Origin of the sequence: Flexivirga caeni, assembly GCF_003724155.1 — a bacterium.
GTDB classification, from domain to species: Bacteria; Actinomycetota; Actinomycetes; order Actinomycetales; family Dermatophilaceae; genus Flexivirga; species Flexivirga caeni.
Genome location: NZ_RJJQ01000005.1, coordinates 41,156 through 53,339, shown reverse-complemented (window position 1 = coordinate 53,339; position 12,184 = coordinate 41,156). Strand labels below are relative to the sequence as shown.

10 protein-coding genes are annotated in these 12,184 nt (G+C 69.5%); 3 read left to right on the top strand and 7 right to left on the bottom strand.

Annotated features, from left to right (window positions below; genetic code table 11):
• Positions 1 to 111: 111 nt before the first annotated feature.
• Together EFY87_RS07090 and EFY87_RS07085 are read left to right on the top strand one after the other, a co-directional pair.
• Complete coding sequence (locus EFY87_RS07090) at positions 112 to 1,812, top strand: GNAT family N-acetyltransferase (RefSeq protein WP_123270775.1); 1,701 nt, start codon at positions 112 to 114, stop codon at positions 1,810 to 1,812.
• Entirely contained in the window at positions 1,805 to 3,484 is a 1,680-nt protein-coding gene (locus tag EFY87_RS07085) for a GNAT family N-acetyltransferase (RefSeq protein WP_123270774.1), read from the top strand. Before EFY87_RS07090 ends, EFY87_RS07085 begins: the two co-directional genes overlap by 8 nt.
• A 5-nt stretch (positions 3,485 to 3,489) precedes the next feature.
• Here EFY87_RS07085 and EFY87_RS07080 read toward each other — a convergent pair whose 3' ends face one another.
• The 6 genes from EFY87_RS07080 to mtrA all read right to left on the bottom strand — a co-directional run bounded on the left by EFY87_RS07080 (position 3,490) and on the right by mtrA (position 10,042).
• Positions 3,490 to 4,218: a response regulator gene (locus EFY87_RS07080; RefSeq protein ID WP_245988520.1), complete on the bottom strand. Its 729-nt coding sequence runs from the start codon at positions 4,216 to 4,218 to the stop codon at positions 3,490 to 3,492.
• Between the two features lie 9 nt (positions 4,219 to 4,227).
• Positions 4,228 to 4,869, bottom strand: coding sequence for a ribosome hibernation-promoting factor, HPF/YfiA family (hpf, locus tag EFY87_RS07075; RefSeq protein ID WP_123270773.1), 642 nt, complete (start codon positions 4,867 to 4,869; stop codon positions 4,228 to 4,230).
• Positions 4,870 to 5,007: 138 nt separating this feature from the next.
• Positions 5,008 to 5,754 (bottom strand): ComF family protein, encoded by a 747-nt coding sequence (locus EFY87_RS07070; RefSeq protein WP_123270772.1) that lies wholly within the window; start codon positions 5,752 to 5,754, stop codon positions 5,008 to 5,010.
• Between the two features lie 93 nt (positions 5,755 to 5,847).
• A complete protein-coding gene (locus EFY87_RS07065) occupies positions 5,848 to 7,656 on the bottom strand; it encodes an LpqB family beta-propeller domain-containing protein (RefSeq protein ID WP_158607541.1) in 1,809 nt (602 codons plus the stop codon).
• Positions 7,638 to 9,347 (bottom strand): MtrAB system histidine kinase MtrB, encoded by a 1,710-nt coding sequence (gene mtrB / locus EFY87_RS07060; RefSeq protein ID WP_245988519.1) that lies wholly within the window; start codon positions 9,345 to 9,347, stop codon positions 7,638 to 7,640. Before mtrB ends, EFY87_RS07065 begins: the two co-directional genes overlap by 19 nt.
• 11 nt (positions 9,348 to 9,358) lie before the next feature.
• Positions 9,359 to 10,042, bottom strand: a complete 684-nt coding sequence (gene mtrA, locus EFY87_RS07055) for an MtrAB system response regulator MtrA (RefSeq protein ID WP_281276176.1) — start codon at positions 10,040 to 10,042, stop codon at positions 9,359 to 9,361.
• 117 nt (positions 10,043 to 10,159) lie between these two features.
• Between mtrA and EFY87_RS07050 the strand changes: the two genes are divergently transcribed.
• On the top strand, positions 10,160 to 10,525 hold the full coding sequence (locus EFY87_RS07050) for a pyridoxamine 5'-phosphate oxidase family protein (RefSeq protein WP_148043277.1): 366 nt from the start codon (positions 10,160 to 10,162) through the stop codon (positions 10,523 to 10,525).
• Between the two features lie 153 nt (positions 10,526 to 10,678).
• On the opposite strand, the gene ahcY is transcribed toward EFY87_RS07050, so the two are convergent.
• A complete protein-coding gene (gene ahcY / locus EFY87_RS07045; RefSeq protein ID WP_123270769.1) occupies positions 10,679 to 12,115 on the bottom strand; it encodes an adenosylhomocysteinase in 1,437 nt (478 codons plus the stop codon).
• Positions 12,116 to 12,184 lie beyond the last annotated feature (69 nt).

Sequence of the window (12,184 nt, the reverse complement as noted above, 5' to 3'; positions counted from 1 at the left end):
GACGCCCCCACCCCGGTTTCCCGTCCCTAACCCTCGACCGTCGCGCCTTCGGGACGCTCCCACCCCGCAAAACGCGTCGCACTCCCCGGTACCGCGTGATTGGCTGTCGCCATGCCGGTCTTCCCCGATGACGTGCCCGTGCTCAGCGACGGCGTCGTGCGGCTACGCGCGCACACCGAGCCGGACGTGCCCGCGATCGTCCGCAACTGCCAGGACGGCGAGTCCGCCCGCTGGCTGCACAACCTCCCTCAGCCGTATGGCGAGGCCGAGGCCTACGGGTTCCTCGCGGCCGTCGCCGACCAGTGGGCGCAGGGTTCGGTGCGCACCTGGGCCGTCGAAGCCGGTGGCCGGTATGCCGGGTCGGTCAGTCTGCACCGCCGGTCCGCCGCAGCGTTCGAGGTGGGCTACAACGGACACCCGGACACGCGCGGCAACGGATACCTCAGCGCCGCCGCCCGGCTGGTGGTCCAGCACGCGTTCGGGGATCTCGGTGCCCGCACGGTGATCTGGCGGGCGGGACGCGGCAACTGGGCGTCGCGCCGGGTCGCCTGGAAGCTCGGGATGACCGTGGACGGTAGCTGGCCGGACAGCGCGACGAATGGCCTCGGCCAGACGCAGGACCTGTGGTTCGGGCACGTATGCCGGGACGGTTGGACCGGCGCACCCGCGCATCCCTGGCACCAGCCGGAAGTGCTGGAGGGCAATGGGATCCGGTTGCGGCCGTGGACCGACATGGACGTTCCCGACGAGCCGCTGGACGAGGACCTGACCCGGTTCATGCTCGGCACCGCACCGGCAACAGACGACTTCGCCGACTGGCTGCTGGTGAAGCGCGAGCGGATGGCCGACGGCGAAGCGATCTGCTGGTGCATCGCCGACGCAGCGACCGACCGTGCTCTTGGCGGCATCCAGTTGCACCGGATGAATGTGCCGATGCTCGCCGGCAGCGCCATGCTCGCCTACTGGCTGCAACCCTCGGTACGCGGCGCCGGACGCGTCTCGACCGCGCTGGATCTTGTTGTTGCACACGCATTTTCGCCGACGGACCAGGGCGGGCTCGGGCTCCGCCGGATCGGCGCGAACGTCGATGTCGAGAACCTCGCGTCGCAGCGCGTGCTGCGGGAGAGCGGCTTCCGGGCGATCGGCACCGTCACCGGCCTGCCCGTGTATGACGACGGGAGCTGGAGCGACGAGACGGAGTTCGAACTGCTCGCCACGGACGACCGCGACGCGCAGCGGGCTCGCGCCATACCGCTGCCGACGTTGCGGACCGAGCGGCTGGTGCTGCGTGCCTGGGGCGAGGGAGATGCACCCGGGCAGGAGCCGGCGCCGGACGCGCAGGGCGCCGCCGCGATGGGCATCGAGCCGCGACCACCCGCCGCGGCATACGACCACTGGCTGGCCAGGAGCCGGCTCGACGATCTCAAAGGCACCGCAGTGACCTGGTGCATCGCCGACGCAATGACCGGCCGGCCGCTCGGCTCAGTGAGCATCCGCGGTCTCGGCGGCCCGCGCCGCAGCGGCACCGTCGGCTACTGGCTGTATGACGCAGCCCGTGGCCACGGTTACACCAGCGAAGCGCTGAAAGCCGTTGTCGACCATGCCTTCTCGCCTGAGGGTCTCGACCTGTTCCGGCTCGACGCTGCGACCGTGGGCGGCAATCACGCGTCGATGCTGACGCTCGCCACGGCAGGCTTCCGGCAGTACGGGCAAGACCACGGCTCATTCGTCACAGCGGACGGCAGCGTCACCGACAGTGCCTACTTCGAGCTCCTGGCATCGGAACACCAGGACCGGGCAGCCGATGCGTGAGCCGAAAGTGCTTGCCGCACAAGGCATCCGGCTGCGACCGTGGCGCGACGACGATGTCGTGCTGGTGCCTGACGAGGTCAGTCGCACTCAGATCGTCACCGACCTGCAACCGGATCCTGAGGCGTATGCCGGCTGGCTTTGCCGTCGGCGCGAGCGGATCGCGTCCGGCGAACTGCTCGCGTGGTGCGTCGCCGACCCGGACACCGACGAGGCGCTCGGCTACATCCAGCTCGCCCACCTCAACACGCCGTTCACCCGCGGCAACGGCGAACTCGGCTACTGGCTCTACCCCCACGCGCGCGGTCGCGGGCTGATGGGCGCGGCCGTCGAACTCGTGCGCAAGCACGCGTTCGGCGAGGTCGGCCTGCGCCGGCTGCAGGCCGGCACCACCGCCGGTAATCTGGCCTCCGCGCGGGTGCTGCGTCGCGCCGGGTTCCGCATGTGGGGCATCGAGCGAGCAGTGCTCTCGCGAGGTGACGGGCCGCCGGCGGACGCGCTCAACTGGGAGTTGCTGGCATCCGACGACGTTGACGCGCAACGGGTTTCGCCGCGCGTCATACCGACCGTCGAGCTGCGCACCGTCCGGCTGCGACCGTGGCGCGACGACGACGTCGCGCATCTGCCCGAACACCCGGACGAGCGGATGGTGCACTACCTGCCGGCCGGCGCGCACCTCTCCCGGGGGACGTTCCCCGCCTGGCTGACCCGCCAGCGCGGCTTCATCGACGAAGCGCGGACGGTCGGCTGGTGCATCGCCGACGCCGCGACCGACGCCGCACTCGGCAGCGTCTCGATCTTCAACATCGGCGAGGGCACCATCAGCCAGGCCGAGGTCGGCTACTGGCTGTTGCCCGCCGGCCGCGGACGGGGTGCGCTGTCCGAAGCGCTGGAAGCCGTTGTGCTGCAAGCGTTTTCGGCGCCCGAGGAAGGCGGCCTCGGCCTCACCCGCCTGTATGCCGAGACCGATCTCGACAACATCGCCTCGCAAACCGCGTTGCGCCGTGCGGGTTTTCGTCAGTGGGGCACCGACCGCCAGGCCTATACCGCCGCGGACGGCCGGATCACCGACGGCGCCTACTTCGAGTTGCTGGCCACCGACGACCGCGCGGCTCAGCGCGCGGTCACGCCGCCGGTGCTGGACTTCCCCGACGTACGGCTGCGCCCGCTGCGCACGGGAGACGCCGACGCCATTGCGACCACCTTCGCCGACCCGGTGGTGCGGCACTGGCTGGCGATGCCGGCCGCAGGCCTGGCCGAGCGTGCCGCGGCATACATCGCGGCCAAGCGGTGGGTTGACCTGCCCGGCCCCGGGTGCTGGTGGGTGATCTGCCGGCCTGAGGGTGACGACTTCGTGGGAGTGATCGGGGTGCAGAACGTCGAGGACGGCAACGCCGAGATCGGCTACTGGCTGGCCGCGCACGCCCGTGGCTGCGGATTGGCCACGGCCGCCGTCGGTGCCGTCGCTACCTACGCGTTCCTGGCCGAGTCGTCCGGCGGGCTCGGGCTGCGCCGGCTCCGGATCGGCATTGCCGACGGCAACATCTCCTCGCAGGGAGTGGCGGGGCGAGCCGGGTTCACGAGCTACGGGAGGGCGCGGCAGGCCGAGGTGCTCGGCGACGGATCGGTGACGGATCTGCTGCTCTTCGAGCGACTCGCCGGCGACCCGGGGTGAGCTGCTCAGTGCAGCTCGTCGACCAGGCCACTGCGCACGGCATACGTCGCGGCCTCCGTGCGGCTGCCGAGCTGCAGCTTGTCCAGGATGCTGCGTACGTGGTTCTTGACGGTGTTCTCGGCGATGAAAAGCTCTTCGGCGACCCGGCGGTTGGACCAGCCACGCGCGAGCAGCGTCAGCACCTCGCGTTCGCGGGCGGTGAGCTCGTCGATGCGGCCAGCACCTCCGGCGGGGGCCCCGCGAACCACCGCGGACAGCCCGCTCATCAGCGCCGGCGCCAGCCTGGCCGACACCTCGGCGCGACCCGCGGCAGTGGCCCGGATGGAACGTGCCAGCGTGTCGGGCGCGACGTCTTTGAGTAGATAGCCGAGCGCACCTGCCTTCACCGCCTCCAGCAGGTCGGCATCGTCCTCCGAGGCGCTGAGCATCAGCACCTGGGTGTCGGGCAGCCGCTCGGAGATCTGGCGGCACACCTCGATGCCGCTGCCGTCCGGCAGGTAGATGTCCAGCACCACCACGTCGGGTTGCAGCTCGATCGTCTCCCGCACTGCCTGTGCGGCACTGCCGGCTTCGCCGACGACCACGATGTCGTCCTCGAGCTCGAGGATCATCCGCAACCCGTGACGGTAGATCTCGTAGTCCTCGACCAGCACCACCCGGATACCGCCGGGGTGCGCAGCAAGCGGGGCCGGCGTCTCGCCGGCCCCGCTGCGCTGCTCGGAAAGTTCAGTCACGTCTCGTCATCACGCGGTGCTCGCTGCGGGGGCCTCGTCCACGACATCGAGTTGGATGACGCCGTAGGACCAGCCTCGACGACGATAGACCACGCTCGGCTTGCCGGTGTCTGCATCGTGGTAAAGGTAGAAGTCGTGCCCGACGAGTTCCATCTCGTTCAGCGCCTGGTCGACACCCATCGGCGCACTCGCGTGGACCTTCTCGCGCAACTGGATCGGGCAGTCCTCGTCTCCTCCGACCCGGGCGATGTGAGCGGGCAGTGGCGCATCCGGCGCCGCCTGTTCCTCGGACGGTACGGCGAGGGCCGCGGTCGCTTCGTGCACCGAGGTCGGCTGCTTGCGGCCCCGGTGGACCCGGCGCTTGTCGTTGACGCGCCGCAAGCGCTCGCCGAGGCGCGTCATGGCGATGTCGAGCGCGCCGTAGACGTCATCCGCACTCGCCTCCGCGCGAATGATCGACCTCTTGGCGTGGCAGGTGATCTCTATGCGCTCCGCTTCCTTGGCCTGTCGCGGGTTGGCCTCGTGCGTGACAACGACGTCACATCGGCTGACCCGTGGGTCGAGCTGGGGAACCTTGCCCAGCTTGTCCTCGATGTGTCGACGAAAGCGCTCGGGAACCGTGACATGACGTCCGGTAACGGTGATCTCCATGGTGCACTCCTGAGTCTCGACTGCATGGCGTGAGGCGGGTTGGCATCCCTAACGGCCGGTCGACCACCTCCTGCAGGAGGACAGGCGGAGCGGTGCCCGACACGGGGTCGCGCGCACCATGTGCTCCATGCACAGACGTTAAACCACCGAGCCCTCGTGCGTAAACGGGTGGTCCCCGGCGCGCCGCTGCGTCGCGGTGATCGTCGCCGCGACGACGTGCCGAGCACCCCCTGACACCAACGCATTCCGGGCCTCGGCAAGCGACGAGCCGGTGGTGACGATGTCGTCCAGGACGATGCACACACGCCCCGGCACGAGCCGCCGGCCGGCGGCCGAGAGAGCGATCGTGCCGCGCACGTTCGCCGAGCGTTGCAGCGCCGTCAGCCCGGCCTGGTCCCGCCGGTGCCCGCTCACCCGCAGCAACCGACCCAGCCGCAGGTCCGGCACGCCGTGCGTCGCGCGCCGGGCCAGCTCGATCGCCGGCTCCCGCCCGCGCTCACGGGTCGCTGCCGGGCGACTGGGCATCGGGCAGACGAGCAACCGTTCACCGGCGAGCAGTGCGTCCACGCAGTGCTGGTCCTGCGTCAGCAACTCGGCGAGCGCACAGCGCAGCAGCGCGCCGAGCCGTGGCCCGGCGTCGCGGCGACCGTGGTCCTTGTGGGCGCGCACCAGGTGCGCCACCGGCCCGTCATACGCCGTCTGGGACCAGGTCGGCGGGAAGCCCTCCGGGCACGGATCGGGTATGGCGGGGGCCGCCACCCGCGCGGCGATCTCGTCGAGGGCGCCACGGCATACGGGACACAGGGCGCAGCCCGGGGTCGCACACCCACCGCAGGTGCGCGGCAGTGCGAGGTCGCAGATCGCTTGCAGCGCAGCGCTTTTCACTGCCCCAGCTTCGGACGATCTGGTCAGCCGGCGACAGATCCGGCCGGCTTCACTGTGCACGGAGCGCGCGGCACGCGACCCCTGTGCACGCCGTCAGGTGCCGGCCGCGACCACGGCGGTCAGCCCGCCGACCCGTTGCCAGGTCGCGCCGACCTTGGTGACGACCGTGCCGCGCACCGTCTCCACGTAGATGCTGCTGGCCCCGCCGCCCGATGCCACCAGGTATTGCCCGCCCGGCGCGTCGCCGAGACTGCTGCTCAGCCCCCCGATCGGCACGTTCGTCACCTGCACCGTGTTCTGGTAGTCGCTGTCGAGCACCGCCAGCGTGACGTAATCGACCCAGCCCACGTCCAGCACGTTGGTGAGCGACGCAGCAACACGCAGCGGGGTGGTCAGCGACTGTGCGTGACCCTTCTTGTCACGCACGATTGCCGCGACCAGCACCTGCGTGGGGCCTTTCGGCGGCTGGGCGACCACGGCGATGCGTTCGCCGTCCGGAGACACCCTGATCGCCCGGATCGTCATACCCCGCAACCAGGGTGCGCTGACCGGTTGCGGCTGTGCGTCGTCCAGCGGCAGGCTCTCGTCGAGCGCCCAGATCGTTGCGTCGTCGGCCTTGCCGCTGCGGTTGGCCGGCACCGACTCCCCCGCGACCCACAGCTCGTTGACGGTGCTGCCGGTCAACGACTTCGCCGAGCTGAAGCTCGGGGTGACCAGACCGGTGCCGAAACCGCTGATCTGTGTCTGCCGGCCGTTCACCCACCGGCCGAGGGTGGCGTTGGCGCCGTCGATCGCCGCGAGCTGGCTGCCGTCCGCGGAGGCCGCGATGCGGTACCAGTTGCGCGAGATCGTCGGCAGCGTCGGCTGGGTCTTGAACTGGTTGTGCTCCCGCACGTCCGTGCCGATCGACTCGTCCGGATCGGTCCACTGCAGCGTGGTCGGGCTGGTGCGGGCGATCAGCTGTGCCGGATTGCCGCTGACCACGGTGTAGCCGACGTCGGTGGGCACGGACGGTGCGTCGGGCAGGTCGGTCGACTGCAGCCGCGCGCCGTCCACGACGACCACCACCCGCCGTACGTCGCTGACCTGGGTGAGAGTCGCGAGCATGCTCGCCCACAGACCGGTGCGCTGCTCCGGCGTTGCCGCCAGCACCTTGTCGCTGACGTTGACGGTCGCGACACCGTTGTTGTCGATGGAGACCGAGGAGCCGGTGAGCCGGCTTCCCGCCGGCAGCGGCTCGAGCGTCATACCGCGCAGCCACGGGGGCGCCCCCTCCAGCACGGCGGCGGCGAGCGAACTGACAAGGCCGACCTGCGGATACCAGCGGGTGTCGGGCACGAGGGTGCTTGCGTTCGCAGCCGGGTAGTAGATCTCCTCCGGCTGGTAGACCCGCTTGAACTGCACGACGTTCATCCAGAGGCCAAAACCTTTGGGAACTGAAGAGATTCGCCACTGGCCGTTGACCTTGGCAAGCTGGAACCCGGCCTGCTTGACGGTGCCGGCGGGTTGTTCGGTGAGGTGACCCGAGCTGTCCAGCAGACCGGTCACCGTCTGGGTCGCGGTGATCGTGTCGGGCCCGGTCGACAACGTGTCCGGCGTGCCGAGGGTCACCACGGCACTGTGCGGCTGCCAGTCCGCGCTCGCGGCCCGTGTCAGGTATTCGCGGGCGCGGTCGTAGTTGGGGTTGGCGCCGCCCGTCGCATCGAGGAAGCCCTCGACGATCTCACCTTGCGATGCGCCGGGTGCCGGCGGCGGATATTCGATGTTGCCGACTGCCGGCGGGTGATTGTCGATCGCCTGACCTGCCTGCACCCGGCTGCTGGTCGGCAGCCCGCTGCAGCCGGCAGCCGCGAGCACGGCGAGCGAGATCGCGCCGGCCCGGATCAGCGCGCGGAGCGCCATCGCTCGCCTCCCGGGTCGCTGTGGCCGACCGGCCCGCCGGCGGCGGGGGTGCCCATGGTGAGGCTGTTGCCCCTCGGCATCGCGATGCCGATGCTGGAATCGTCCGGCGCGAGCGTGACCGGCGAGCGCACGATCGGCTGGCCGGCACGCACCGGCAGGGTGAGCCGGAAGCACGCGCCGTTGCCCGGCTCGCCCCATGCCTGCAACCAGCCGTCGTGCAGGCGCGCGTCCTCCAAGGAGATGGACAGGCCGAGCCCGGTGCCGCCGATGGTGCGGGCGCGGGCGGGGTCAGCACGCCAGAAGCGGTTGAACACTTGCTCCGCGTCGCCCTCGCGCAGGCCGACCCCGTAGTCGCGCACGGCGACCGCGACGGCGGTCGGGTTGGCCGCCACGGTGATGTCGACCGGTTTGTGCTCGGCGTGTTCGATCGCGTTGGTCACCAGGTTGCGCACGATCCGTTCGATCCGGCGGGCGTCCATCGGGGCGACGGCCGGGCGCCGGGCGTGCACTCGCAACCGCACGCCCTGGGCGGCGGCGAGCGATTCGCATCCGTCCACCACCCGCTCGACGATGTCCCGGAGGTCACCGGGTTCATGGCTGGCGGTGGCGGCGCCCGCGTCGAACCTGCTGATCTCCAGCAGGTCGGTCAGCAGGGTTTCGAAACGGTCCAGCTCCCGGCTGAGCAGCTCGGCCGAGCGCGCGACCGGTGCCGTGAAATCGGAGCGGCTGGCGTGAATCATGTCGGACGCCATCCGGATCGTGGTCAGCGGCGTCCGCAACTCGTGGGACACGTCGGAAGTGAACCGCTGCTGCAGTTTGGACAGGTCTTCCAGCTGGCGGATCTGCCGCTGCAGACTGTCGGCCATCGCATTGAAGGAGGTCGCCAGGCGTGCCAGGTCGTCCTCGCCGCTGACCTGCATGCGTTCGTTGAGCGCCCCCGCGGTGAGTCGCTCCGACACGTGGGCGGCGTCGCGCACCGGGCTGACGACCATGCGGGTCACCAGATAGGCAATTCCCGCCAGCAGCAGGGTGAGCGCGAGTCCGCCGAGGAGGAAGCTGGTGCGCACGATGCCGAGCATCTGGGTCTCGGCGGTCATCGGCGAGACCAAATAGAAGTCGTAGTTGCCCGCGTTGGGTATGACGATCCGCGCGCCCACGATCACAGCAGGGATCATTTTGCCGTTCACGGGCGCCGTGCCGATCTGGAGTTGCGCGTGCGTCGGGTCCTTCTGGACCGCGGCCCGCAGCGACGCCGGGATGAGGCGTTCGTCTCCCGACTCGGTCGAGATGATCCCCAGCGGCGGGAACGTGTTGTCCACGGACCGCATGATGACGATCCGGTCGTGCTGCCCACCATCCGATTCGCGTCCGGTGCCGGTGACGGGCGCCGCGATCTGCAGCCCGATGGCGCGCAGCGAGTTGATGTCCGTGCGCGGCGCGTTGTTGAACAGGCTCTGGGCGTAGTCGCGCTCGTTGAGCGCCTGCTGCTCGCCGATGCTGGTCGCCCGTGCGGTGAGGCCGGTCGCGATGCGCTGGTACATGTAGGTGCCCAGCGCGAGCGCGACGAACGTGCCCAGGAACACGGTGATGACCACCACCCGGAAGTGCAGCGAGCGACGCCAGAGGCGCGCGACCGCAGTAGCGCACCGAACGGCGAGACGTTCGATGCTGCGCCAGATTCGCTCGATCAAGCTGCGACCCGTCAGGCCTTCCCGGCTTTATAGCCGACACCGCGCACGGTGAGCACGATCTGCGGGTTCTCCGGGTCGTTCTCGACCTTCGAGCGCAGCCGCTGCACGTGCACGTTGACCAGCCGGGTGTCGCCGGCGTGGCGGTAGCCCCACACCTGCTCGAGCAATGTCTCCCGGGAGAACACCTGCCACGGTTTGCGGGCGAGCGCCACCAGCAGATCGAATTCGAGCGGGGTGAGCAAGATGGTGCTGCCCTCCCGAGTGACGACGTGGCCGGGCACGTCGATCGTCAGGTCGCCGAGTTGCAGTGTCTCGGCCTCGGCGTTGTCGTCGCCCCGCCGCAGCCGGGCGCGGACACGCGCGACGAGTTCCTGCGGTTTGAACGGCTTGGTCACGTAATCGTCCGCACCGGACTCGAGACCGAGCACCACGTCGACGGTGTCGGTGCGTGCCGTGAGCATCACGATCGGGACGGTCGACTCGGCGCGAATCTGCCGGCATACCTCCACGCCGTCGATGCCCGGCAGCATGACGTCGAGCAGGACGACGTCGGGCTTGGACTCGCGGAAGGCACGCAGGGCGAGGTCGCCGGCGGCGCAGACGGTCACCTCCAGGCCCTCGCCCTCGAGGATGATGCTGAGCATCTCCGCGAGCGATGGGTCGTCGTCGACGACGAGAACTCGTCCAGTGGTCACGTGTGTGGTCCTTTCGCGTGCAGGCCGGACATCCCCGATTGTCGCGGCGTCGCTCCAAGGGTATGTCGTGACGCTGTTCCAGCGCCGCACCCTCGGATGCGCAGTAGTGTCGGGATCGTGAGCATCGCAGTGGACCCGGACGCGCTGGCCGAGACGGTTGCCGGCTTCGGCAGCGCGCACGTGCTGTCGACCGACGGCACGAAGGTGCGCACCGTGTGCGCTGACGTCACGCTCGCGGAGGGTGTGTTTCACGTGCCGCGCAGCCGCCATACGGCGCTCAACGTCGAGAGCCACCCGGCGATCACCCTGCTGTTCCCGCCGACCGAACACCACGGCTACTCACTCATCGTGGACGGCGACGCGCAGGACACCGGCACCGAGCTGCTGCTCGCGCCCACGAGCGCGGTGCTGCACCGCCCGGCCGCGCACGCGGACGGTCCGGTCGCCCCCGGAGGTTGCGAGGACGACTGCCGGCACCTGTGAGCCGGTTCGGGGATTCGCCGAGCGGCGACCCGGCAACAGGCATGACCAGGCGACCGCACGACAAGCGGACGCCCGAGAAGACGACGACCAAGACTGCGGCCGGGTGCAACGAACTCGTGAGTGCACCCGGCCGCAGTCTTGCGAGGAGTCTTCTCAATAGCGATAGTGCTCCGGCTTGTAGGGGCCGGCGACGTCGACGCCGATGTACTCGGCCTGCGCCTTGGTCAGCTCGGTGAGCTCGACGCCGAGGGCGTCCAGGTGCAGCCGGGCGACCTTCTCGTCGAGGTGCTTGGGCAGCACGTAGACCTGCTTGTCGTAGTCGCCCTGCTTCGTGAACAGCTCGATCTGCGCGATGGTCTGGTTGGCGAACGAGTTGGACATCACGAAGCTCGGGTGACCGGTGGCGTTGCCCAGGTTGAGCAAGCGGCCCTCGGACAGCACGATGATCGAGCGGCCGTCCGCGAAGGTCCACTCGTGCACCTGCGGCTTGATCTCGGTCTTGGTGATGCCGGGCACCTTGGCCAGGCCGGCCATGTCGATCTCGTTGTCGAAGTGACCGATGTTGCCGACGATGGCCTTGTTCTTCATCTGCTGCATGTGCTCGGCAGTGATGATGTCGAAGTTGCCGGTGGTGGTGACGAAGATGTCGGCCTCGCCGATCACGCTCTCCAGCTTGGCGACCTGGAAGCCTTCCATGGCGGCCTGCAGCGCGCAGATCGGGTCGATCTCGGTGACGATGACGCGGGCGCCCTGGCCGGCGAGCGACTCCGCGCAGCCCTTGCCGACGTCGCCATACCCACAGACGACGGCGACCTTGCCACCGATCAGCACGTCGGTGGCGCGGTTGATGCCGTCGATGAGGCTGTGGCGGCAGCCGTACTTGTTGTCGAACTTGGACTTGGTGACCGAGTCGTTGACGTTGATCGCGGGGAAGAGCAGCTCACCGGACTGGGCCAGTTCGTAGAGGCGGTGTACGCCGGTGGTGGTCTCTTCGGTGACGCCCTTGATCTGGGCGGCGATGCGGGTCCACTTCTGCGGGTCCTCGGCGAGCGTGCCGCGCACGAGTTCCTTGAAGACGGCGAACTCCTCGGAGTCCTCGTCACTGGCGGCCGGGACCTGCCCGGCCGCCTCCCACTCGACACCCTTGTGGACGAGCATGGTGGCGTCGCCACCATCGTCCAGGATCATGTTCGGGCCGTCGCCGCCAGGCCAGGTGAGGATCTGGTTGGTGCAGTCCCAGTATTCGGGGAGCGTCTCGCCCTTCCAGGCGAAGACCGGCACACCCTGCGGGTCCTCGGGGGTGCCGTGCGGGCCGACGACGACTGCGGCGGCGGCCTCGTCCTGGGTGGAGTAGATGTTGCAGGAGGCCCAGCGGACCTGCGCGCCGAGCGCGGTGAGCGTCTCGATGAGCACTGCGGTCTGCACGGTCATGTGCAGCGATCCAGCGATCTTGGCGCCCTTGAGCGGCTGGCTGGCGCCATACTCCTCGCGCAGCGACATCAGACCGGGCATCTCGTGCTCGGCGAGGCGCAACTGGTGACGTCCGGCCTCGTGCAGGCTCAGATCTTTGACCTTGAAGTCGAAGGACATGGGTGTCCCTTCCTTGTGCGTTGCTGTCAGGCTTCCCTCGCCGGCGCGCCCTTCTGGGCTGCGGAGCAA